This is a genomic window from Parabacteroides hominis (assembly GCF_014287585.1).
In the GTDB taxonomy this organism is placed as follows: domain Bacteria; phylum Bacteroidota; class Bacteroidia; order Bacteroidales; family Tannerellaceae; genus Parabacteroides; species Parabacteroides hominis.
Window position 1 is genome coordinate 156,401 of record NZ_JACOOJ010000005.1, and the last position, 24,550, is coordinate 180,950.

The following is a 24,550-nucleotide window of genomic DNA, read 5'->3' on the forward strand; positions in this document are numbered from 1 at the left end:
TGGACACTTTGCCGCCCGGAAATGGTCTCCAGGGAAATTCCGGCCTCATTGCCGGACGGAAAAATAAAAAAAACATTTGCATGATACAGAAAGACAAAACATACAACCTCGCGACCTTCTTCTGCCTCTACATTGCGCAGACGATCCCGATGAGTTTCTTTTCCACCGTTATCCCCGTCATGATGCGGCAGGAAAACTTTTCGCTCTCGGCCATCGGGCTTCTCCAGCTAATCAAGCTGCCCTGGATACTGAAATTCCTCTGGTCGCCGTTGGTAGACCGCCACGCCGTGACGACGGGCGATTATAAACGGTGGATTTTTTCTTCCGAACTGATTTACGCCGGCCTGATCTTTGCCGTTGCTTTCCTTGATTTCCATACGGATTTCTATACGATCGTCGCCTTGATCATCGTTTCCTTCGTCGCTTCCGCCACGCAGGATATCGCGACCGACGCGTTGGCGGTACTCGCTTTCAACCGGAAGGACAAAAGCCTCGCAAACAGTATGCAGTCGATGGGAAGTTTCGGAGGTTCGATGATCGGGGGCGGCGTCTTGCTCCTGCTCTTCAAACAGATCGGATGGAACGGGCTGTTGCCTTGCGTGGCGTTGTTTGTCATCGCCGCCCTTCTGCCGCTCTTTTTCAACAAAGGCATCCGCATCCAACCGAAAGACACGCATGAACGAGCCAAAAAGGCCGATGTGATCTATTTCTTCGCCCGCCGGAGCATCTGGAGACAGATCGGTTTCCTTTTCCTTTACTATTCAGGCCTGATCGGTACGCTCGCCATGTTGAAACCCTGGTTGGTCGACTTAGGCTACGACATGAAGGAAATCGGGGTGATGAGCGGAGTGGCGGGGACATTCGTCGGATTCCTCTCCTCGTTTGCCGGAGGGATGATCGTACGCCGGATCGGTCGTTTCAGGGCACGCATCCTGTTTGCGGTATTTGTCTTGATAGCGACACTCTATTTCCTCGGACTTTCGTACGTACATCCTACGACCGCCTTGCTCTACGGCGGGATCTTCCTGCTGTGGGGCAGCTACGGGATGGCGACGATCGTGGTCTATACGACCGCAATGGACTGTGTCCGCCCCGGACGCGAAGGGACGGATTTCACGATCCAGACGGTCATCACGCACCTCAGCGGCATGTTGATGGCCATCCTGAGTGGGAAAATTGCAGATCATACGGGCTATCACGGGCTCTTCTTCTTTGAGGCAAGCATCGCCCTGATATCCCTCATCTATATAATAACGGTTTTCAGAAAAGAGACAAATACGATATGAAACAGGAACTTTTAGAAAAGTACAATGTGCCGGTTCCCCGGTATACCAGTTATCCGCCTGCCAACTATTTCCATGACGGATTCACAAGCCGGGATTATGCGGATGCCATCCGTAAATCCAACCGCCAGCAGCCGGAATTTATTTCCTTCTATTTCCATATTCCTTTCTGCCTGCGCCTCTGTCATTATTGCGGATGCAATTCCTACGCCGCTCCGGAACCGGAAATCATAGACCGGTACGTGGCGGCACTGCACAAGGAGATCGACCTGGTGCTTCCTCTGCTCGACAAGAAACGCAAAATCTCGCAGATTCATTACGGCGGAGGAACCCCGACCTCTCTCCCTGCGCTCGAACTGGAAGAGTTGAACGCACATGTTTTAAATGAGTTCTACTCGATCGCAAAACCGGAGATAGCAATCGAATGCCACCCAGGCTGGATGAAAGGACGTGATTGGGCCAAACTGACAAAAATCGGATTCAACCGGTTCAGTATCGGCATACAGGATTTCAACGAACAAGTCCTGAGAACCGTGCACCGGAAAGCCCCTCTACTGCAACCGGAAGAGATCGTGGCAACCCTGCGTTCATGCGAAGTACGCATCAATATGGATTTTCTCTACGGCTTGCCCCACCAGACGGAAGCGAGCTTTTCCGAAACGATCGAAAGGGCCGTTTCCCTGAAACCGGACCGGCTCGTTACCTTCTCGTATGCGCATGTGCCCTGGGCTTTTCCCCGGCAGAAGGTATTGGCAAAAGCCGGATTGCCATCGGATGACGAAAAGAGCCGGATGTTCGAAGCGGCCCGCAAAATCCTTTGCGAAGCGGATTACCAACCGATCGGGCTGGACCATTTCGTCCGCAAAGACGACGAGTTGTACACAGCTTTGCAGAATGGGCAACTGCACCGTAATTTCCAGGGATATTGCACGCGCCGGACTACCGGCCAGGTCTATGCTTTCGGCGTGACCGGGATCAGCCAGCTCGGAACGGCATACGCCCAGAACACAAAAAATATCATGGAATATATCGAAAAGATAGAAGCCGGCGTCTTGCCTGTTGCCAAAGGATATCTCCTAAGCCGGGAGGAACAGGTCACACGGGAGGTAATCGAAATGCTGATGTGCAACTACCGGATCGACTGGAACGAATTGTCGGAACAACTTTCCATCCCCGCCCGCTCGATCAAGCAGGCAACCGCCTACGACGAAACGCGCCTCCGTGAATTTGCGGATGACGGATTGATCGAGTTCGATAAAAACCAAATAAGGATGACACCCGAAGGCAGGCTTTTCGTCCGCAACGTAGCGGCTTCGCTCGACAAGCTGATGCTCGGAACTAATAAATCATTTTCTAAACCGGTCTGACAGAGATGGAACATCGATCGACAGATATTTTAATTATCGGAGCCGGACTGACCGGACTGACAACCGGCTTCTGGCTGACCCGCGCCGGGAAAAACATCCATATCCTCGAAAAGTCGGACCGCGTAGGAGGACAAATCCATACGTTCCGCGAAAAGGATTTCGTTTACGAAAGCGGCCCCAATACCGGCGTAGTCTCCTATCCCGAAGTCGCCGAGCTTTTCGCAGCCCTCTCTCCTGCCTGCAAGTTGGAAACTGCCCGCGAAGAATCCAAACGCCGCCTGATCTGGAAAGGAGACCGGTTCCGCGCTCTCCCGTCCGGACTGTTCAGTGCGATCACGACTCCCCTGTTCACACTCGGCGACAAATTCCGTATTCTCGGAGAGCCGTTACGAGCCAAAGGGAATAATCCGGACGAATCTGTCGGGGAATTGGCAGCCCGCCGCCTCGGACAGTCGTTCCTGCACTACGCGGTTGATCCGTTCCTCTCCGGTGTCTATGCCGGCGATCCGATGAAACTCGTCACCCGTTACGCTCTCCCGAAACTCTACAACCTGGAGCAGCAATACGGAGGCTTTATACGTGGCACTATCGCGAAAGCCAGGCAACCGAAAACGAGCCGCGACCGCCTTGCCACCAAAAAAGTCTTTTCCGCAACCGGAGGGCTGGATCGGTTGACCGGTGCGCTGGCCGAAACGATCGGTGCAGGACAGATCACACTTTCGGCCGCCAACGTCACCATCCGCCCTTATACGGACAAATGGATAGCCACCTATTCGACAGCCGAGGGCGAACAGACAATCATTGCCCGGCAGGTGGTCACCACCACCGGCGCTTATACATTGCCCGGCCTGCTGCCTTTCATCCCGGAAGAAAAGATGGATAGGATCAGTAACCTGCACTATGCTCCGGTCGTACAGGCCAGTGTCGGCTTCCGCAATACCGGTGGGTTGCGTTTCGATGCGTTCGGCGGGCTTGTTCCTTCCTGCGAGAAAAAAGACGTGCTCGGCATTCTCTTCCCATCCGCCTGCTTTGCCGGACGGGCGCCGGAAGGGGGAGCTCTTTTCTCCTTCTTCATCGGAGGTGTAAAACATGCCGGCCTGACCGACTGGCCGGATGAGGAACTAAAGGCGCTTATCAGACACGAGCTTCATGCTATGCTGAAATTCCCGGAAGAGACAGAACCGGACATGATCCGTATCTTCCGCCACAAACATGCGATTCCGCAATACGAACAAAGCAGCGGCGCCCGCTTCGAAACGATCGACGAACTGCAAGCCCGTTACCCAGGTCTCACACTGGCCGGTAACATCAAAGGCGGCATCGGCATGGCCGACCGCATCCGCCAGGCAACAGAAATTGCAAATCATTTAATAAACAAGTAAATGATGATTCACATTACGCAATATATAATATGGAAGATAAAATAGTTGAAATTGCCCGGTTTTATGAACCGGAAGAGGCACAGATACTCGAATCCCTCCTGAAATCGGAAGGAATCAAATGCTATCTGCGAAACGAATACACGAGCCAGGTCATGTACCCGGCTAACATGGGCGGTATTCGCGTCGAACTTCTCGAAAGCGAAGTCCCCCGCGCCATGGAGATAATGGAAGCAAACGGATACGAGTTCCCGAAAGAAGATGAAGAAGTCGAACAAATTCAAGCAGTTTCCGGATGGGCGCGTCATATTCCGTTTCTCCGCCGCCTCCCGCTCGAAAGACAAATCATCGTTTTTTTTATCCTTGTAGCCGTGTTTCTGGCTCTCGTCATTTACTTCGGTTCACTCGTTTCATCCAACTAAACAAATGTAAACAATGGCACGCAGAAAGATTACAAATAGTCAAGCGGTATGCATAACTCTTTTATGGGGCGTTCTTTGCTACATGCTGCTTGCATACAGCGAAAAGATAACATTCGACATCATCTTCGCCCTGGTAGCGTCAGCTATCATTGTGTTCGTCCCTATCTATAAGAGCAGAAGACGTAGAGACGAGTGACATTTAGTTACTTTTACCCAATTAAAATACCTAAATGATATTTTTAATGCATTTTTTCTTTCAAATATTTGTTTGTATAAAATATTAGCTTACCTTTGCGAGGTCGTTAAAAAACGGCTTTCGATTTACAAATTGATACAATAAATATAACATTCTAAATAAAATCAGTCTTATGAAGGCAAGTGAAGTTTTAGACAACTTAAAGAGAAGATTTCCGAATGAACCGGAATATCATCAGGCAGTTTCAGAAGTATTAGGAACAATCGAAGAGGCTTACAATGAACATCCCGAATTCGAAAAGAGCAATCTGATCGAACGTCTTTGTATCCCCGACCGTATTTTTTCCTTCCGTGTAACTTGGATGGATGACAAAGGTCAGATCCAAACCAACATGGGATACCGTATCCAGCATAACAATGCAATCGGCCCGTACAAAGGCGGTATCCGTTTCCATGCTTCTGTAAACCAGTCGATCCTTAAGTTCCTGGCTTTCGAACAGACTTTCAAAAACTCACTGACAACTCTGCCGATGGGCGGCGGCAAAGGTGGTTCCGACTTCAGCCCGCGTGGCAAATCAAACGCTGAAATCATGCGTTTCTGCCAGGCTTTCGTACTGGAATTATGGCGTCATATCGGCCCGGACACGGATGTTCCCGCAGGCGATATCGGCGTAGGCGGACGTGAAGTTGGCTATATGTATGGTATGTACAAAAAACTGGCTCAGGAAAATACGGGAACATTTACCGGCAAAGGACGCGAATTCGGCGGTTCATTGATCCGTCCCGAAGCAACCGGTTACGGCAATGTTTACTTCCTGCTGGAAATGCTGAAAACAAAGGGAATCGACATCAAAGGAAAGACCGTTTGTGTTTCCGGTTCAGGCAACGTAGCTCAATATACCGTAGAAAAACTGATCAGCCTCGGCGCTAAAGTGGTGACAATGTCCGACTCGGACGGTTACATCTACGATCCGGACGGCATCGACCGCGCTAAATTAGATTACATCATGGAACTGAAAAACCTGTATCGTGGCCGAATCCGTGAATATGCAGAACAATATGGTTGCAAATATGTAGCAGGCGCTCGCCCCTGGGGAGAAAAATGCGACATCGCCATGCCGAGTGCAACTCAAAACGAATTGACTGGCGACGATGCCAAGACTCTGCTTGATAACGGCTGTATCGCCGTATCGGAAGGAGCCAACATGCCTTCTACCCCCGAAGCAATCGACGCATTCCTGGAAGCAAAAATCCTGTATGCTCCGGGTAAGGCTGCCAATGCCGGCGGTGTATCCGTGTCCGGTCTGGAAATGACCCAGAACGCTCAGAAACTGAGCTGGAGCAGCGAAGAAGTAGACGAAAAGTTGAAAAGCATCATGCAGAATATCCACGAACAATGTGTAAAATACGGCAAGCAAGCCGACGGTTACACAAACTACGTAAAAGGCGCTAACGTTGCCGGCTTCATGAAAGTAGCCAAAGCGATGATGGCACAGGGCATTCTTTAACTTAAGAATTAAAAATCGAAAAATAGCTTGATTCGAGATTTGTAAATAGGGATTAATGATTATTTGAATAAGGGGAGAAGATCTGGCAACAGACGCTTCTCCCCCTTTTTTATTGCCGGAATCTCTCTTAATTTTCAAATTTCAATTCTCCATTTTCAATTATTTAATCTTACCTTAGTGCCGAAAATAAAAAGACATGATAACTGAAGAATTAAAACAACTTTACCAGGCACATACCGGCTCGCCGGCAACTGAGATAACCGAACTATCCTCTTCCGGATCTAACCGCCGGTATTTCAGATTGTCAGGTCCCGTTTCCCTGATCGGTGTAAGCGGAACTTCCACAGAAGAAAACAATGCCTTTATTTATATGGCCGCACACTTCCGGGAAAAAGGATTGCCCGTTCCCCGGGTTTATTGCTGGTCGGATGATAAATCGTTCTATCTCCAGGAAGACTTGGGGGATGACTTGCTCTTTAATGCAATCGAGAAAGGGCGGAAAAGTTGTTTCTTCGACGAGACAGAAAAGTCTTTGCTGCATAAGACGATCACGCTTCTGCCGGCTTTGCAATTTAAGGGTGCGGAAGATTTTGACTTCAGCCAATGCTATCCCCAACCCGAATTCAATAAACGTTCGATCCTCTGGGATCTGAACTATTTCAAATACTGTTTCCTGAAAGCGACCGGAATGGAATTCCAGGAAAACCTTTTGGAAGATGATTTCCAGAAAATGAGCGATGTCCTGCTGCAAGATTGTACGCCGACATTCATGTACCGGGATTTCCAGTCGCGTAACGTGATGGTAAAAGATGGCGAACCCTGGTTCATTGATTTCCAGGGAGGACGCAAAGGCCCGATCTACTACGATGTCGCCTCTTTCCTTTGGCAGGCGAAAGCCAAATATCCGGCTGAATTGAGACAGGAATTGATTGCCGACTATCTGCAAGCGCTACGCGGGTATACGGAAATAGACGAAAAGCATTTCTTCCGGCAATTACGCCATTTCGTTCTTTTCAGGACTTTACAGGTCTTGGGAGCCTACGGTTTCCGGGGATATTTCGAAAAGAAACCGCACTTCATCCAAAGTGTTCCCTTTGCAATCGATAACCTCCGGCAGCTTTTGAAAGAAAATTATCCGGAGTATCCCTATTTATGTACCGTACTACGGAATCTGACGAATCTGTCTCAATTCTATGACGACATCCAAAAGCATACGCTCAAAGTCAAGATTGTCAGCTTTGCCTATAAAAAAGGAATCCCCAATGATCCGAGTGGCAATGGCGGTGGATTTGTCTTTGATTGCCGCGCTATCAATAATCCTGGTAAATACGAACGTTACAACCATTTTACCGGATTGGACGAACCGGTAATCCGCTTCCTCGAAGAAGACGGAGAGATTACTCGCTTCCTCGATCATGCTTACGAAATTGTGGATGCTTCTGTCAAACGTTATATGGACCGGGGATTTACCAACCTGATGATTTGTTTCGGTTGTACGGGAGGCCAGCACCGTTCGGTCTACTCCGCCCAACATACGGCGGAACATATTCATTCCAAGTTCGGAGTCCGGGTAGACCTCGTACACAGGGAACAAAACATTGAACAACTCTTTAACGCAATATTATGAAAGCTATGATTTTCGCAGCCGGTTTGGGAACACGCCTCAAACCGTTGACCGACAACACCCCAAAAGCATTACTTCCTATCAATGGAAAACCTATGCTCGAACATGTAATCCTTAAATTGAAAGATGCCGGTTTCCACCAGATCGCCATCAACATTCACCATTTAGGGAATCAAATCATCGATTTCCTGAAGGCAAACAATAACTTCGGCATCGAAATCCATATATCCGACGAACGTGATTACCTGCTCGATACCGGAGGAGGAATCAAGCATGCCGCCTCATTCCTGCAAGGAGACGAACCGTTCCTGGTGCATAATGTCGACATCATGTCAAACATCGATCTGCGTGCACTTTACAACCACCATCTGGAAACAACTCCTTTGGCAACATTGCTGGTCAGCAAGCGCAACACTTCCCGCTATTTGCTATTCAATAAAGAAAACAAACTGTGTGGCTGGCATAATCATGAAACCGGCGAAGTCAAATCGTTTTATCCGGACTTTGATCCGAAGCAATACAACGAATATGCATTCAGCGGCATCCATGTATTGTCTCCCCAAATATTCGACTATATGGAAGAATGGACCGGAAAGTTCTCCATCATCAACTTCTACCTGTCCATCTGCGCAAAGACCAATATCCATGCCTATGCAGACGAAAACCTTCATCTGATAGACGTCGGAAAACCGGAAACATTGGCGGTGGCGGAACAGTGGATGCAGACGCTTATTGTATAATATTGTTTATTTAACAATGGAATACATTCTTGTACAAATGGCTTTAGATTCGGGCTTTTTGCCCTTGAAAAGGCTCTTCTGCCATAAAGTGCGCAGTTTTTTACAATGAAGACGGTCTTCTTTGCCCTGACGACCGTCTTCACACACTATCATCCCGGCAGCTCACGGCAACGACGACCGTGATCTTTTTAATGACGACCGTCTTCATAGCCATAAAGCGCCGGATCTCTTTTTAAAGATTCAGAACACTTCCAATCTTTTCTTTTTACAGACAATTCTCCGGAAGTTAAGGTTTTTCAATATGTAAGCGTTCTTTCCTTTTCGCTATCCCCAAAACAGCATATTTTCATCTTCTGCAGATATTGTTTTTCTATTTGTCAGCTTAACAGAAAAAACAACATAAAATTATCAAACCAAAATGATCCGGAATTTTGAACGAAATAGAGAAATGCCAAAACCGGGGTTATTGTACAATTCACGAATGATCCGGACGAGCGATATAGGTTCTTCCGATGCAGTAATCGTATCAAAGTCGGTAACTTGGCAAAAAAGAATGATTCGCTGTCAATACCAATAGCTTCGGATGTCATATTCTGTGCGATGACTTCCAGGTCTGAGAACCAGGGGACAGTTCCCAACGAGGCATATCACCATGTTCATTGACCAAGTCACCGGCCATTTGCTTGCAGATGTCGAGAAATTTTGCGAATATTGCATATAAGTTGTGTATACGATAATTGTAAACTATATGATTAAACACCTTTAATTTGCTAAATATCAATAATATGCACAATTTTCTAAACATAAATCTTTTAAATTTGTAATTCTGCCAACGGATAAAAACATTCATTATATTCGGTGTCTCATTTTTAATCAACAATATAATCAATATATGCCATGAACAAAAAACTTATTTTTATCTTGACGATTATTCATCTCAATATATTTTGTACATCCGCTCAGATCTATCCTGTCCGGCCTCAACTCTCCGACAAGAATTCTTTTTCCATGATTCTGCTACCCGATCCGCAGAGTTATAACAAGTTTGATGCCAACCAGCCGTTGTTCGAGCTACAGACAGCCTGGATCGCCAACAGCATCGAATCACTGAACGTCAAAGGAGTTCTATGTACCGGAGATTTGGTTGAGCAGAACGAGATACGGATTCCGGACGGTGTAAACGGGAATCAAACAAGCGAAGAACAATGGCAGGCCGCATCCAGAGCATTCGAACGGCTCGACAACAAAATCTCTTATGTCGTTTGTACCGGAAATCACGATTACGGATATGAGAAAGCAGAAAACCGTCTCTGCCACCTTCCCGATTATTTCCCTTCCGAACGGAATAGCTGCTGGAAAAAGTCACTGGTCGAGACAGGCCTGAACTACCAAGGGATTCCGACTCTTGAAAATGCAGCTTATGAGTTCGAGACAGACACATGGGGAAAACTATTAGTCATCTCGCTCGAATTTGCTCCGCGTGATGAGGCGATCGAATGGGCGGCAAAAGTTGCCGATAAAGACAAATACAAAAATCATAAAGTGATCCTGCTGACACACTCCTATATGTCTCCGGAAGCCAAGCGCCATATCAAGGAAGGCTACAAAATATCGCCCGCCAATTACGGAGAAGCAATCTGGCAGAAACTGGTCTATCCTTCCTCCAACATCTGCATGGTGATATGCGGACATGAATGCGAGATAACAGACTACAAGGGCAATGTCAGCTTCCGAACTGACAAAAACAGCACAGGCAGGAATGTAGCCCAAATGATGTTCAACGCTCAGACCGCTGACGGCCAATGGCATGGTAACGGAGGCGACTGCTGGCTCCGCATCATGGAATTTATGCCAGACGGGAAGACGATCAAGATCAAAACATTCTCTCCCCTGTTCGCACTTTCTCCCCTGACTTCCGAAAAGGCATGGAGAACAGATTCATACGATCAATTCGACATCACAATCGAGTAAACAATTCATAAACAAAACATAAACAAAAACTATTTAAAGATGAAACGACTTCTTATCATCCTTTCACTTGTGCTCGGATGCCTGCAACCAGGCTACGCACAGAAGCCAAACTTGAAATTCAACAAAGACGGCAAATTCAAAATCGTACAGTTCACGGACGTACACTACATTCACGGAAATCCCAAGTCAGCTATTTCCATCGAACGCATCAACGAAGTGTTAGATGCGGAAAAGCCGGACCTGGTGTTATTCACAGGAGATGTCATCTACGGTCAGCCGGCAGAGGAAGGGATGCGCACGATCCTGAACTTAGCTGCCAACCGCAAGATACCGTTCGGGGTGACATTCGGCAACCACGACAACGAACAGGGACTTACCCGTACCCAGTTATTCGATATCATACAGACGATTCCTTATAACCTGACCGATTCCGTGGCCGGAGTCGTGGGGGCAACCAACTTTATTCTTCCCCTGAAATCGTCCGATGGAAAGAAAGATGCAGCTATCCTGTATTGCCTGGACTCACATTCATATTCACAGATCAAAGGGATAGGCGGCTACGATTACATCAAATTCGACCAGATCCAATGGTATCGCGAAAACAGCGCGAAATACACGAAACAAAACGGTGGCACTCCCCTGCCCTCGTTGGCATTTTTCCACATCGCCCTGCCGGAATACAACCAAGCTGCATCAGACGAAACAGCCATTTTGATCGGAACACGAAAGGAAAAAGCCTGCGCTCCGCAACTCAACTCCGGAATGTTCGCTTCGATGAAAGAAATGGGTGATATTTTAGGTGTATTTGTCGGACACGACCATGATGACGACTATGCTGTTTTTTGGAAAGGTATCTTACTGGCCTACGGTCGTTACACCGGTGGCGACACGGTGTACAACAATCTGAGCAACGGTGCCCGCGTGATCGAAATGACCGAAGGCGAAAAAAACTTTAAGACTTGGATTCGTCTGAAAGGCGGAGAGATCGTCAACTCGATAAACTACCCGGCGGACTTTATCAAGAAGAAAGATTGATCCATCCATCTCTTCTAAAAAAGGGACTATGCATCTTGTTCCGCATAGTCCCTTTTTTATTCTCTTAACAACAACGACTATTCCTCAAATGGCAACCGATACATTCTCTCTGATAATATTGTGCAAGTATAACCATGTTCAACAGATGAAATTCCTCCTTGAAATTTATTATGATACTCTTCTGTCAAATCCTCCGTCAAATCAATCTGAGCTAACTGTTCCGGTACGGTATTTTCGGATTTCAAACTATTCAGATTGAAAAAAGACTTTAATATGGATTGCCCTTCCGCGTTCCCTCCTATTTCAAAACGAGAAGATCGGCTCCCGGCTTCCAGCACCAGATAAAACTTATCTCCTGATTTCAGTATATCATAAGAACCTTTAGATTTATATGGACTTTTGGAAACAGACTTAAATGTTTCATCTACTTCAATATCTTCTTTCTTATCAAACAGATACATCGTTTGGGCTTCATCTTTCACCAGCATAAAAACATTTTTCGGACCCAGGAAAGGATCCTTTTTCAACTCCGCCATTATAACATCGTTTTTATCTTTATCAGCCATACATAAGAAGGATTCACGCTCAACATTGAATACTATATAAGCATTGACGACAGTTATATCCACCTCCTTTTCTTCAATCCCGTTAGAGATGACAAATGTAGTTTTACCTTTCGATACGGGAGTGACAACCACACTGGCATCCCCGTTGTCAGTCTTCTTTATTTCACCGGTTGCAATACTTTCATCCAAAGATTTCACTTTGTAATTCCCTTCAAGAGGGAAAAGGGGAATATTGTCCTTATTGTCCATCATCACAAAGACATCAGATTTACCAACCTCAAATGCACCACCTTTGTCATCATCATTACATGAACAAAAACAGGTCAACAAAACCATCATTACAAGCCATCCCAATAAACACTTTGCTTTCATAATTTTCATTTTATAATTAGGGAAATGTAAACACTATAAGAAGAAAATGAGTCAAAACACCCTTGTTTGTCTCCTTATTTCACAAACTTACGATAAAATCTTCGATTTATATGCCAGTCTCATAAAAAACAGGGCAACCGCGTCAAAAAATCCTTGTTTATTTATTTTAATCTGCGTCTGTCAGAATCAAACTTCGTATGTGAAGTTGTTCCTATAGATGCCTGTCGCTTCCCGAAAAGGTCGGCATCGGTTGCCGGATAGATGCCGACCTTTTTCCTGCTACCCTACAGGCTTTTCCCGGACAGGCTAAAGGCTGTATTTTTTAGCCTATAACCTATATTTACGGGACAGGAACCAATCAGATCCCTTATATGACAAAAACAGAAAAACAGGGTTCACGGCGGTAAAAGGCTAATGACCAGCTATTTGTTGTGAAGGCTGTGAAACCTGTTTACGATCAGCCAATCCTATCGGTCAATCCCGCCTTTTTTATCTTGCATTCACAGGGTTCACAGCAACATGCTGATCTACAGAGCCTACCAAACAGTGTGAACCCTAATTAAATAAAACAACCAGGGGATATTTAGAGGATAATCTAAGAATAAGGCAACAATGAAGTCTCACTTTTCAGGTTTCAACACCACTCCCAAACTCTTCTTTCCGTCCATCTTGATCACGATCGGCTTGTCGAAACGGACATGGCGGAGATATTCGGTTTCCTCCACGGCAGGCAAGGAGTTCAGATATTCCTCATCGAACCAGCCATCACCTTTAAATGGGTTGATTGTAAAATAGCCGACACCGAATGACGTCAGATTCTGGAAGAAATGCGTCCCCTGGCTCGGATCGACGCGATAGTTTTCCAGTCCGCATTCCACAATGACGCGGGCATTGCTGATATGCGGCCATTTCACCGGGATGCCCAACCAAGAGTCGCTGCTTCCCCAACGGCCGGGGCCGACCAGGACATAACTCTTCTCTTCTCCTGTAAACCGACGGTTCATCTTCTCGATATCATAAGCGATCAACTGGTTGTTGGAAGAACAGAAAGCTCCGGTCTTTACATATATAATGTCTTGCACATCCGTCACGATGCCATGCCCCAGGACGCTGGTCGATGCGAGTATCGTATCCTCCTGCGCCACAAGCGTCAAATCTTCCTCCATCACCTCCTTGTTATCTACGATCGGACGAACCTGTAACAGGTAGAAAGTAGCGAAACCGGGATTCTGAGGATCGATGTTCACCGCAAACTCAATCTCGATAGGACGTCCCATCTCATCCTGTCCGACATGCAGAATCTGATCGAGCGTATCGGCAAGGGGAAAAACATCATGCTGGAGGATATTCACAAAAGATAAGATCTTACGACCGCCGGGATAGTAACCGTCCCGAATGATCTGATCGTATGGATCGTAAGTCGAGACAATAAACTTCAACGAGCCGTCCCCATCCGCATCTTTCAGATTCAAGCGAAGCAGGTTAAACGAGTCGTCTACAGAAAACTGCTCCGTCAGATTCTTCAGGTCAAGCGCATAAAAACGGGTTTGCGTCTCGCGCAAGGCGAAATCCATCGTGCTCATCTGCAATATATTGTGCGGATGGCGGGGAGAAAAGCGCAGAGTCTGGCCACCGTCTACGATATATTTGCCAAGTCCTAAAGCGATATTGGCGATTCCGTCTTCCGCTTTTTCATTACCAATCGGGTAGAAATTCAATGAACGGGCCACACCTGAAATAGTCGGATAGAAACGATCGTCATAACGGTTGCCGACCACTTCCTGCAAAACGATCGCCATCTTTTCCTGGTCGATAAGGTTCGATGTTGCTGTCATATATGCCTTACTGTCACGATAAAACACAGAAGCGTAAACTGCTTTGATCGCATCGCTTAATGTACGGAGCATATCGTATTTATCCTCCAGTTTGGGTATCATATAGGTAGAATAGATCCCGGCGAACGGTTGATAATGGGAATCCTCCAAAAGACTGGACGACCGGACGGCAATCGGACTTTTGACAACATCGAAAAACGCCATCAGGTCTTCAATCAGGCGAGCCGGAAGGCTGGCACGCAGGAAATATTTCAAGATCGTCTCATCATCCACATCGCTCAAAGCGACCGGATACAGTTCGTTCGTCTCCATAAATTCGTCGAAGATATCCGTACAGATCACGACCGTCTTCGGAATGGTCACCGCAAAATGTTCGTGTTCCAGCTTGGGATAACGCTTCACCATCGCCCCGATAAACGCAAGGCCCCTGCCCTTTCCTCCTAACGAACCGTCACCGATACGGGCGAAGTTGCTGTATTCGTCGAAGCGCTCCTTCTGGTAGACCGCAACAACACCGGAGTTCTTCATCCGGCGGTACTGTACAATCAGGTCGAAAATCAGCTTACGCGCCTCATCCATATCTTTATAGTCGCTCACGTCCACACGCTTCAGCACTTCTGCCGGCGGAAACATGGCACGGGAATAGAAAAAGCGGGAGAAATGGTTACGGCTCAGGTGGTAAACCAGCGAATCGTCGGGTATCTGAAAGACCTTCTTTTGCAAATCTTTCAAATCCTTAATGCGCATGATCTCTTCCTTTGTCTGAGGATTCAGGATGACGAAGTCGCCGAAACCGAAACGCTGCATAATCTTTTTCCTCAGATCCTGCGGATAGCTCTTGGAATTCTTATCGATAAAAGAAGCGCCTAACTCCTGCGCATACACGCTATTGTTCGCTTCAGAGGATTCGAGTACGAAAGGAATAATCAGTCCTGTCTTCCGTATATATTGTCCGAATTTATATCCGGCATACGGATCTTTCACCCCGTCGTGCATGAAACTCATATCCGAAATGATCCCTAACATATTATCCCGGTACTGGTTGAAGATGCGGACAGCCTCCTCATAAGTACGCGCCAGTTTGATCTTGGGACGTCCGCGCATGCGCAGCGTACGCTGGTGGTCGTTCAATGCCTCCTTGGCAAACATCTGGCTCTGTTCCAGCACGAACTTATACAGGTGCGGCAAAGCCGAAGAATAGAAACGGACGGAATCTTCCACCAGCAGGATGATCTGCACACCGACGCTGGCCGTATCGTCCGGAGCATTCATCTTGTCCTCGATCAGCTTAATGATAGCAAGCAGCAATTCCGCATTTCCCAACCAGCTGAACACATAGTCGATCGCGCTCAGGTCTTCGTTCGCGATCCGCTTGGACACCTCTTTCGAAAATGGAGTGAGGACAACGATCGGTATATTGGGGTAATGAATCTTGATCTCCGTCGCCGCCGCGAAAATATCACGGTTATCCATATTCGGCATGCAGATGATCAGTTCGAAGTTGCGGTCTTTCAACTCGGCAAGCGCCTCCTCCTCCGTCGTCACCTGCGTGAACCGGGGAGGATAGCGAAGGCTGAGAGAAGTATATTCATTGAATATCTGCTCGTCCACACGACCGTCGTCTTCCAGCATGAAGGCATCGTATTTTGTTGCAATAAGCAATACATTATATATACGCTTATTCATTAGATTGGCGAATGATGTGTCTTTAAACACAAGGTTCTTAAAGTCCGGTATTCCGCTCATGATGATTTGATAGAATTAACTGCCCCAAATGTAAGGAAAAATATGATACGACAAACGCCTCAAACGCCACCTTACAACAAATATCCAAATGACTTCAGGCGATTAACCACCAATTGGATAGAACCGGACTTCACAGGCAGCAAATATTTTTCTCCGCGAACAGTATTCTTCCGAATGATCGGATCGGAAGAAACCAAACGCAACAATTCTTCATTATAGGTATCCAACTGATAATACCTGTTGCAAAGATATCGTCTCATCCTCAAAATTCAAACTGGCCTCTCCTTCCAAAAAATCGATGCCGGAAGAAAACGCCACGTTCAGTTTCGGAGATACTACTTTAACTTTATATTCACGTAGATTTTCAGCACCGACCAACACAAAATCCTTCAACAGAGAAGGAAGCGCATGCAACAGAAACGGGCCGGCAGTATCCGCCGGAACGATAAAAAAGTTATTTTCCTGATAGATATTCTTCTTCGCTTGTTTATCCGGGGCATATCTCAGAATCGTTTTATGCAAACTGGCAATAAACGGATCCAGCGGTTGGCGGATAATCCGTTTAAGGATAATTTTATGATTCACCCCTAACGATACTTTCCAGGTAAGATCGAACCGTTCCGCTATCGATAGATCTGTCCCTGTAAGGGTATGGTCGACATGCAGGTACAACGCCTTATCCGCATCCACCTTCTCGATAACAAGCATGGGAGAAGTCTGAATCTCTGTGGCGGAATACTCTACTTCATAGTCTTGATACAAAACATCCACATTCTCCATATAAGAAAAGAAGATGGAAAAAAGGTTTCCAGCATATCCTCCTTAAAGGCAGATTCAAAAAAACGCATCTGCCCATAATTCTCGCCTACCGGCTCGACCGGATAAATCGTGTTGCCGGCCAACACAAAAGATTCTTTTCCCTGATAGTATCCAAGCTACGTAAGACATTAAACGTATCACCATTATAACTATGGTAATCCACCGCAATCTCCTGCATGTTCTTATCCGCTACAAAGACAAAAGCCACTTTCTCGTCAAAATCCAGACAGAAATAGATTTTCCCGACAACAAAATCGATGTTGATAAGACTGTATGGCTGATAATAAGACCGATCATTCTATTAATTGTCAGTGATTTATTTTATAATATTATCGCATTGGACGAAAAATGAACACATACGCAGAAGAAGATTTGAAGAACATTGTTCAATAACATAAAAAACAACTATCAAAAAGTAAGCAAAATGTTTTGCCAACTCAGGTTATTCCCTACATTTGCAAACAGAATGTTATCTTAAAAAGAAATTATATACTATGAAGACAGAAGTAATCTTATCAGCACTGGAAGCAAAACATCCGGGCGAAAAGGAGTATTTGCAAGCAGTAAAAGAAGTTCTTCTTTCAATTGAAGAAGTGTACAACCAGCATCCCGAATTCGAGAAAGCTAAAATCATCGAACGACTGGTTGAACCGGAACGTATTTTCACCTTCCGTGTGCCCTGGGTAGACGACAAAGGGGAAATACAAGTTAACTTGGGATATCGTGTACAATTCAACAACGCGATCGGCCCGTACAAGGGCGGTATCCGCTTCCATCCTTCTGTCAACCTGTCCATCCTGAAGTTCTTGGGATTCGAACAGACTTTCAAAAACGCTTTGACGACATTGCCGATGGGTGGCGGTAAAGGTGGTTCCGATTTTGCTCCTCGCGGAAAGAGTGATGCAGAGATCATGCGTTTCTGCCAGGCGTTCATCCTCGAATTATGGCGTAACCTCGGACCGGACCGCGATGTTCCTGCAGGCGATATCGGCGTAGGCGGACGTGAAGTCGGTTATATGTACGGTATGTATAAGAAACTGGCTCGCGAAAATACCGGTACGTTCACAGGTAAAGGTATGGAATTCGGCGGTTCTATCCTCCGTCCCGAAGCTACCGGTTTCGGTGCTCTTTACTTCGTTCACCAGATGTTGGAAACTCATGGTATAGATATTAAAGGTAAGACTGTCGCCATCTCCGGTTTCGGAAACGTTGCCTGGGGAGCTGCCACTAAAGCGACCGAACTGGGTGCAAAGGTCGTCACAATTTCCGGCCCGGACGGTTATATCTATGATCCGGACGGCATTTCCGGCGAAAAGATCGATTATATGCTGGAACTGCGTAACTCCGGTAATGATATCGTAGCTCCTTACGCCGAAGAATTCCCCGGCGCAACCTTCTATCCCGGCAAGAAACCCTGGGAACAGAAAGTGGATATAGCACTGCCTTGCGCCACTCAGAACGAGCTGGACGCAGATGATGCACGCAAGCTGATCGAAAACAATACATTATGCGTAGCCGAAGTCTCCAACATGGGATGTACGGCCGAAGCTGTCGACCTGTTCATCGAACACAAACGGCTCTTTGCTCCGGGCAAGGCTGTCAATGCCGGCGGTGTCGCCACTTCCGGTCTGGAAATGACTCAGAACGCTATGCATATTTCCTGGACGGCTGCCGAAGTCGATGCCAAACTGCATCAGATCATGAGCGCTATCCACCAGCAATGTGTCGAACACGGAAAAGAGGATCAATATATCAACTATGTGAAAGGTGCAAACATTGCCGGCTTCATGAAAGTAGCCAAAGCGATGATGGCACAGGGTATCGTGTAGATCGACGTGTATTCAACATACATAGAGAAGTGTGTCTATGAGAAGGGGGATGCCTGTAATTACAGGCATCCTTTTTTGTTTTTCCACCATTAATCAGTACATTTGCCTCATATAATATCCTGGATAACACCATGAAAATTAACTTTAAATGAATAATGCCATGCAAAGAAGAAACTTTTTCCGTTCTATCGCGTTGGGAAGCATGTCGGCCGCCCTTTCACCAATCGTAAAAGCAGCTCCCCTGCAAGATACGGTAAAGCAAAAGCCAGCAACAAATATAGACGAGGCTACGGCCATTCCCCGGACAAGTCATTCCATGCCCGGCAAATATCCCGGTAAAGTGATTAAAACCAATCATCCCGCTTGTATCGTTGACGGCCAGCCTTCGGAAACAGCCGCTTACGAGATGTTGAAAACCTCCATGCTGAACCTGACCGGAAAAGCAAACCTTCGCGATGCATGGCTCGAACTGGTAGGCCCGCAGGATATCATCGGACTGAAGGTGAATCCGATTGCCGGAAAACTCCTTTCCACGTCCCATGCCGTAACTCGATCGATCGTCAAACAGTTGGAAGAAACGGGTATTCCCCGAAAGAACCTGATTATCTGGGACAGGCGCGAAGCCGACCTGAAAGAATCCGGTTTTACAGAAGAAAACTATCCGGGGATCAAGATAATCGGGACGGAATACCAGGATGAAAACGGCAGTTATATCGATAAGGAAGGTAAGTTCTACGGAGAAAGCCGGATCGACAAGTCCCAATCCTTCTTTGTCGACCTGGAAGGCGAATATGATGCTTACACCATGCCTTACATGATAAACGGGGGCAAACATTCCTACTTTACCCGTATATGCACGGAAATGGTTACCAAGATCATCAATGTCCCGGTCATAAAAAATGCCGGAACCACCATCACGGTCTGCATGAAGAATCTGGCTTTCGGCTCCATAACGAACACAGCCCGGCTTCACGGACTGATGTGGCACGACACATGTGCCTATGCCTGCGCTTTCCCTCCTTTGCGGGATAAAGTCGTACTCAACATAGCCGACGGTCTGACCGGCTGTTTCGACGGAGGCCCTGCTGCAAACCCGCAGTTTATCTGTCATTACAATACGCTTGTCGTAGGGACCGATCCTGTCGCAACCGACCGGATTTGTTATGACATCGTCCTTGCCAAACGGATCGAAGAGGGCTTGCAAGATAGCGAGAAAGCCGGCGCCCGCGCTTATATGGAGACAGCCCAGCAATTGCAATTAGGTGTTGCCGACAAAGATAAAATAGAACTCAAAGAAATAAACTTGGAAGCATGAATAAATATCTGACAGGACTCCTGTTTTTCCTCCTTATTCCTCTTACTGTTTGGGGACAAGATCCGGAGATTAAGCGGGAACGCGTCTTTACCGGTACAGGACTGTATGGTTTTATGAACGGAGGAGCGGACCAATTCCTGGAATATGGCGTTAGCAAACTGACTACACGGGATGTCGTTTATAAAGGGAACGAATATACGATCGATATTTACGAAATGCCGACACCGGAAGATGCTTTCGGCATTTACTCCCTGCATGTCTTCAAATGTAGCCGGGCAGACACGCTTGGTTGCATTGATTGCCTGGCTCCTTATCAATTGCAGGCTGTAGCAGGAAGCAAATATATATCTGTCGTATTCCCGTCCGGTTCCGCTGCCGCCCAAAGCAAAGTGGACGAACTGATCCGCCTGTATGTACCGATGGAAGAAAACGGGAATCCCCGGATACCGGAGACCCTCGGTATAACCCTTCCCTATTCCGGAAAGTTAAAACTGCTACGAGGCCCCATTTCCGTATCGGGAACAAGCATGTCCCTTTCCAACCTGCTGGAAGGTATCACCTATTCAGGTGTCTGGTTCATAGCTGACAGACCGGCGAAAGGATACCGGGCTCTGATAGAAGTAACCGATCCGAAAGAAACCGAAACACTGAAAAAGAAGGTTGCAGCTCCGGACATTCTCAAGGCCGGTGAGACTTACCTATTTATAAAAGGCTGCGAAAAAGAAACTGAACAGGATGACCACGGAGGATTCGGATTCTGAAGTTCTCAAACAGCAGTTAGCGGACTTTGCCCGGATTCTTCGCAATAAAGTCCTTCCAACCCGTATATTTCTTTTCCTGTATCGGATTATTCGTCTGGAAATAATGGCAAACGGCAGCCGCCAATCCGTCTGTCGCATCCAATTGCGGCAGCATGGATGCTTCCGGAATATGCAGGTAACGCTGTAGCATCCCGGCCACTTGTTCTTTTGCCGCATTCCCATTCCCGGTAATGGACATCTTGATCTTTAGCGGGGCGTATTCAAAAATCGGGATATCCCGTTCGAGCGCGGCAGCCATAGCGACTCCTTGTGCACGGCCGAGCTTCAACATACTCTGCACGTTCTTCCCGAAAAACGGGGCTTCAATGGCCAGTTCGTCAGGATGATACTGGTCGATAAGCCCTAAGACACGCTCAAAAATCTTGCGGAGCCGCAAATAATGATCCTCGTATTTATTCAATTGGAGTACGCCCATAGCTTCCAGTTTAGGTTTATTTCCTTCAATCTTCAGCACTCCGTAACCCATCACGATCGTTCCGGGGTCAATGCCCAATATGACACGGTCTTTCGTCATTTTTCCCAGTCTATCTCTTCCAGTAAAGTGCTAAAGCCGGCAATCTTATGACCGAAACGGGCAACCAGTGCCCGGTGAAGGTTATTTCCTTCGTTCTGCAACCAGAAATTCAACGTATCTACATTCTTAACATGAAACTGGACGGAGAAACTGACGCCCTCTCCCGCCTCTGCCTGCATCACGCGTCGCAGGCATGGCCGCTGCAAAAAACCGCTCTCCACGGCTTTCGGGATATACTGTTTTTTCAGATAATCCAAGCTTTCATCCAAAATATCTTTTTCTATATGGAACGTTGTATTATAAACAATCATCTTATTTTCTATAAAAATTCTATGGCAAAGATAGTGGTTATATCAGGAAAAGCCCTATATTTGCACCTGAAAATAAGTCGCACGGGGCATTAGCTCATCTGGCTAGAGCGTCAGACTGGCAGTCTGAAGGTGATCGGTTCGAGTCCGATATGCTCCACACCTTATAAATCAAGCGGTTACTGGAAAAGTAGCCGCTTTTTTTATTGATAAAAACCGTTTTATTTTGGCGTTTTACGGCGTTTTATTACATTTGGTGACGCAAATTTGACGCAAATAATAACGCAAAAAATAAAACGATATGGCTAACGAAAAGATTATACTGGACAAGCGAAGCAAGAAAAAGGACGGTACGTACCCTATCAAGATATACCTTAGGCATAATCGGGAAATACTTATAGCCACGGGGTACTCATGCGAGGAGTCTGAGTTTGCGAATGGGCTATTATCTAAACGCCACGATAACTACAAGGTGAAAAACGCGAAATTGAAATCGATGCTATCAATGGTGGAAATGGAGATGATCAGCATGTCAGCGTCCGGCAAGCTTGAAGACATGACGGACAAGGAATTGAAATCACATCTACAAGACAAGCTTTTCGGGAAAGTCTCCGACTCCTTAAAAGAGAAAAAAAAGAGGTTTGCCGACTTTTTGAACGAGTTCTTGGAGACCAAGACCAACGCCGGCACGATAAGAACGTACATAACCACAAGATACAATATAGAGGCATACGATCCCAATTGCACGTTTGATACCATGGATAAGAATTGGCTGATGTCGTTCGATAAATGGATGGCGTCAAGGGGTTTGAGCGTCAATTACCGCGCGTTCAACTTCAGGAATATCCGATCTGTATTCAATTACGCCATAGATAATGACTACACGACGCTATATCCTTTCCGTAAATTCAAGATAAAGCAGGAAGAGACCTATAAAAGGAGCATGAATATTGACCAGCTTCGCAAGCTGATGAATTACGAATGCGAGGAGCACCAAAAGAAATACCGTGATTTGTTTATGCTGATGTTTTATCTGATCGGCATCAACGCCGGGGATCTCCTTACGCTAAAGCATGAGAACCTGTATAATGGTCGGATAGAATACCATAGGATGAAGACCAACAAATACTATTCGATAAAGGTAGAGCCGGAGGCCATGGAGATCATAGAGAGGTACAAGGGAGAGGAATACCTGCTGTCTTTCATGGACGGGAACAAGACATACAAGGATATACTGAAACAAATGAACAACCAATTAAAACTCATAGGAAAGGTAGAACGCAAGGGACTTGGAGGAAAAAAGACACGCGAGCCGGAGTTCCCGGAGATATCATCTTATTGGAGCAGGCATACGTGGGCTACTATAGCCGCCGATCTGGACATACCGGTAGAGACCATATCCATGGCTTTAGGACACAAGGCCGGCTACAAGATAACGAACGTGTATATAAAGTTCAACCATAAAAAGATAGACGAGGCTAACAGGAAGGTGATAGATCATCTATTGGGAATAAAAGGGGAAAAGGATATGTAGTTTAGCCTCTCTTATAGAGAGGTATTTTATTTAGGTTTCACCCCCCCCCCCCGTTAACTTTATTTAACTTTTTATCCATTAAGCATTTTGGTTCTCCAAAACTAACCTTGATTCCCTTTTCTCCATTGAGCAAGGCCAGGGATCTTTTCAATTCTTCAATTTCATTACGGTTCCTTGTACACTCCCGGACACACGTAAGTACGGTTTTCGCCAAAGCCTCAACCTTAATAACTAAATCATAAATAACACTCATACGCCCAAATTTTTAATATATTATAAAAACAGCGCATAAAATAACTTAGTTCCTTTAAAAGGTATGTTTTTAAGCACCTTTTGATACTTTCTTTATCTCCATCATCAATCTATAGACTTCGCCTTGAAGCTTCAATATCTCCTCATCCTTTCTCTTTATGATATCCTCATAAAAATTGACCATTTCCGGATCAACAGGAATGGAAGATGCATGCTTAGCCAAATCTTCATTGTTCAAAGCGTCCTCAACGCTGTCTGACGCAAGAAACATTTTTCCTTTCCCGGTAAGAAGCCAATTTGCGTCAACTCCATAAAACTCACAAAATGGAGCAACAACTTTTACTGATACATCTATCAAACCGTTTCTTATTTTCGACATATTTTCCTTCTTGATAGAATCGACCGATTTTGATACCTTATAATCAGATAGCCCTAATTGGTCTACTGATTGTAAAAATCTTTTAGTAATATCATTCATACACACAACAGTTATAAAATTATCACTACATTTGTACTGTATCACATGCAGGTGATACGATTATTAATTAAAGCCCGGCCTGCATGCCGGATAAACATCATGAAAGCCATAGATATTATCATTAATATTACATGCTCTATAGTATTGATACTATGCTCATCTATACATATATATGTAGGCTATTCCGAAAGAACAGGTAAAAAGATACCTTTTTTCGAAAAGGCATTCGACCTGTTGGATGCTGTATGGTGGAATGTCAGGATATTTAATTTTTATATTAAAGATCTATTCAAAAAAAGACCTTAATATATTCCATATCAAGCTAATGACACCGGCGATACAACCGATATATGCAGCTATCCTATCCCATATCTTCCGTTTGTTCTCAGATACATAACCTCCATTCTTTATAAACGTCTCCCCTTTAGGGGTAGGGCTAATTCCCAAATAGCCATAGCTGTTATCATTATAAGCATATCCATCTTTTATAAGATCCACCCTTATAACTTTAAACTCCTTTTCAGCTATACCGCATGCTATCATTATATCATCAGCAGACCTTTTGCCTCCAACAATAGCGGATAACACAGAATCCAACTTATCAACTCCATTCATTAAATATCTATATATAAAACAC

22 protein-coding genes, 1 tRNA gene and 1 pseudogene are annotated in these 24,550 nt (G+C 45.9%); 15 read left to right on the forward strand and 9 right to left on the reverse strand.

Annotated features, from left to right (window positions below; genetic code table 11):
* Nucleotides 1-80: 80 nt before the first annotated feature.
* The 8 genes from H8S65_RS04590 (at nt 81) to H8S65_RS04625 (ending at nt 8,518) form a co-directional block, all read left to right on the forward strand.
* Nucleotides 81-1,286, forward strand: coding sequence for an MFS transporter (locus H8S65_RS04590; RefSeq protein ID WP_186928837.1), 1,206 nt, complete (start codon nt 81-83; stop codon nt 1,284-1,286).
* The gene (gene hemN, locus H8S65_RS04595) at nt 1,283-2,650 is read left to right on the forward strand and encodes an oxygen-independent coproporphyrinogen III oxidase (RefSeq protein WP_186928838.1); all 1,368 of its coding nucleotides are present in this window, start codon (nt 1,283-1,285) and stop codon (nt 2,648-2,650) included. The genes H8S65_RS04590 and hemN overlap by 4 nt, the downstream gene beginning before the upstream one ends.
* A 5-nt stretch (nt 2,651-2,655) precedes the next feature.
* Entirely contained in the window at nt 2,656-4,032 is a 1,377-nt protein-coding gene (gene hemG / locus H8S65_RS04600) for a protoporphyrinogen oxidase (RefSeq protein WP_186928839.1), read from the forward strand.
* Nucleotides 4,033-4,061: 29 nt separating this feature from the next.
* Nucleotides 4,062-4,451 carry a putative signal transducing protein gene (locus tag H8S65_RS04605; RefSeq protein WP_186928840.1) on the forward strand — a complete coding sequence of 130 codons (390 nt, stop codon included), beginning with the start codon at nt 4,062-4,064 and terminating at the stop codon, nt 4,449-4,451.
* Nucleotides 4,452-4,464: 13 nt separating this feature from the next.
* Nucleotides 4,465-4,647 (forward strand): hypothetical protein, encoded by a 183-nt coding sequence (locus tag H8S65_RS04610; RefSeq protein WP_186928841.1) that lies wholly within the window; start codon nt 4,465-4,467, stop codon nt 4,645-4,647.
* A gap of 172 nt (nt 4,648-4,819) precedes the next feature.
* The gene (locus tag H8S65_RS04615) at nt 4,820-6,154 is read left to right on the forward strand and encodes an NADP-specific glutamate dehydrogenase (protein ID WP_186928842.1); all 1,335 of its coding nucleotides are present in this window, start codon (nt 4,820-4,822) and stop codon (nt 6,152-6,154) included.
* Between the two features lie 196 nt (nt 6,155-6,350).
* A complete protein-coding gene (locus tag H8S65_RS04620; protein ID WP_186928843.1) occupies nt 6,351-7,781 on the forward strand; it encodes a RapZ C-terminal domain-containing protein in 1,431 nt (476 codons plus the stop codon).
* On the forward strand, nt 7,778-8,518 hold the full coding sequence (locus H8S65_RS04625) for a nucleotidyltransferase family protein (protein ID WP_186928844.1): 741 nt from the start codon (nt 7,778-7,780) through the stop codon (nt 8,516-8,518). Before H8S65_RS04620 ends, H8S65_RS04625 begins: the two co-directional genes overlap by 4 nt.
* 536 nt (nt 8,519-9,054) lie before the next feature.
* Here the strand turns inward: H8S65_RS04625 and H8S65_RS04630 are convergent.
* Nucleotides 9,055-9,323 (reverse strand): annotated as a pseudogene (locus tag H8S65_RS04630) (IS982 family transposase); the annotation flags it as partial.
* 92 nt (nt 9,324-9,415) lie between these two features.
* Between H8S65_RS04630 and H8S65_RS04635 the strand changes: the two are divergent.
* Nucleotides 9,416-10,489 (forward strand): metallophosphoesterase, encoded by a 1,074-nt coding sequence (locus tag H8S65_RS04635; RefSeq protein ID WP_186928845.1) that lies wholly within the window; start codon nt 9,416-9,418, stop codon nt 10,487-10,489.
* Between the two features lie 39 nt (nt 10,490-10,528).
* Nucleotides 10,529-11,524 (forward strand): metallophosphoesterase family protein, encoded by a 996-nt coding sequence (locus H8S65_RS04640; protein ID WP_186928846.1) that lies wholly within the window; start codon nt 10,529-10,531, stop codon nt 11,522-11,524.
* 77 nt (nt 11,525-11,601) lie between these two features.
* Here the strand turns inward: H8S65_RS04640 and H8S65_RS04645 are convergent, their stop codons facing one another.
* The 3 genes from H8S65_RS04645 to H8S65_RS04655 all read right to left on the reverse strand — a co-directional run bounded on the left by H8S65_RS04645 (nt 11,602) and on the right by H8S65_RS04655 (nt 16,823).
* The gene (locus H8S65_RS04645; RefSeq protein WP_186928847.1) at nt 11,602-12,462 is read right to left on the reverse strand and encodes a hypothetical protein; all 861 of its coding nucleotides are present in this window, start codon (nt 12,460-12,462) and stop codon (nt 11,602-11,604) included.
* A gap of 620 nt (nt 12,463-13,082) precedes the next feature.
* On the reverse strand, nt 13,083-16,043 hold the full coding sequence (locus H8S65_RS04650) for a PEP/pyruvate-binding domain-containing protein (protein WP_186928848.1): 2,961 nt from the start codon (nt 16,041-16,043) through the stop codon (nt 13,083-13,085).
* A 213-nt stretch (nt 16,044-16,256) separates the two neighbouring features.
* Entirely contained in the window at nt 16,257-16,823 is a 567-nt protein-coding gene (locus H8S65_RS04655; RefSeq protein WP_186928849.1) for a hypothetical protein, read from the reverse strand.
* Nucleotides 16,824-17,356: 533 nt separating this feature from the next.
* Here H8S65_RS04655 and gdhA point away from each other — a divergent pair.
* From gdhA to H8S65_RS04670, 3 genes are all read left to right on the forward strand, one after another.
* Nucleotides 17,357-18,691 carry an NADP-specific glutamate dehydrogenase gene (gdhA, locus tag H8S65_RS04660; RefSeq protein ID WP_186928850.1) on the forward strand — a complete coding sequence of 445 codons (1,335 nt, stop codon included), beginning with the start codon at nt 17,357-17,359 and terminating at the stop codon, nt 18,689-18,691.
* A 160-nt stretch (nt 18,692-18,851) separates the two neighbouring features.
* Nucleotides 18,852-20,006, forward strand: coding sequence for a DUF362 domain-containing protein (locus H8S65_RS04665; RefSeq protein ID WP_186928851.1), 1,155 nt, complete (start codon nt 18,852-18,854; stop codon nt 20,004-20,006).
* Nucleotides 20,003-20,767, forward strand: a complete 765-nt coding sequence (locus tag H8S65_RS04670; RefSeq protein WP_186928852.1) for a DUF6599 family protein — start codon at nt 20,003-20,005, stop codon at nt 20,765-20,767. Before H8S65_RS04665 ends, H8S65_RS04670 begins: the two co-directional genes overlap by 4 nt.
* 16 nt (nt 20,768-20,783) lie before the next feature.
* Here H8S65_RS04670 and ruvC read toward each other — a convergent pair whose 3' ends face one another.
* Both ruvC and H8S65_RS04680 read right to left on the reverse strand, forming a co-directional pair.
* Entirely contained in the window at nt 20,784-21,341 is a 558-nt protein-coding gene (gene ruvC / locus H8S65_RS04675; RefSeq protein WP_186928853.1) for a crossover junction endodeoxyribonuclease RuvC, read from the reverse strand.
* Nucleotides 21,338-21,652 (reverse strand): DUF4286 family protein, encoded by a 315-nt coding sequence (locus H8S65_RS04680; protein ID WP_186928854.1) that lies wholly within the window; start codon nt 21,650-21,652, stop codon nt 21,338-21,340. Before H8S65_RS04680 ends, ruvC begins: the two co-directional genes overlap by 4 nt.
* 83 nt (nt 21,653-21,735) lie before the next feature.
* Between H8S65_RS04680 and H8S65_RS04685 the strand changes: the two genes are divergently transcribed.
* Together H8S65_RS04685 and H8S65_RS04690 are read left to right on the forward strand one after the other, a co-directional pair.
* Nucleotides 21,736-21,809: transfer RNA gene (locus H8S65_RS04685), tRNA-Ala, on the forward strand.
* 141 nt (nt 21,810-21,950) lie between these two features.
* On the forward strand, nt 21,951-23,183 hold the full coding sequence (locus H8S65_RS04690) for a tyrosine-type recombinase/integrase (protein WP_186928855.1): 1,233 nt from the start codon (nt 21,951-21,953) through the stop codon (nt 23,181-23,183).
* A 37-nt stretch (nt 23,184-23,220) separates the two neighbouring features.
* Here the strand turns inward: H8S65_RS04690 and H8S65_RS04695 are convergent, their stop codons facing one another.
* The 3 genes from H8S65_RS04695 to H8S65_RS04705 form a co-directional block, all read right to left on the reverse strand.
* A complete protein-coding gene (locus H8S65_RS04695) occupies nt 23,221-23,436 on the reverse strand; it encodes a hypothetical protein (RefSeq protein ID WP_186928856.1) in 216 nt (71 codons plus the stop codon).
* 69 nt (nt 23,437-23,505) lie between these two features.
* Nucleotides 23,506-23,913 carry a helix-turn-helix transcriptional regulator gene (locus H8S65_RS04700; protein ID WP_186928857.1) on the reverse strand — a complete coding sequence of 136 codons (408 nt, stop codon included), beginning with the start codon at nt 23,911-23,913 and terminating at the stop codon, nt 23,506-23,508.
* Between the two features lie 285 nt (nt 23,914-24,198).
* Complete coding sequence (locus H8S65_RS04705) at nt 24,199-24,528, reverse strand: hypothetical protein (protein ID WP_186928858.1); 330 nt, start codon at nt 24,526-24,528, stop codon at nt 24,199-24,201.
* Between the last annotated feature and the right edge of the window lie 22 nt (nt 24,529-24,550).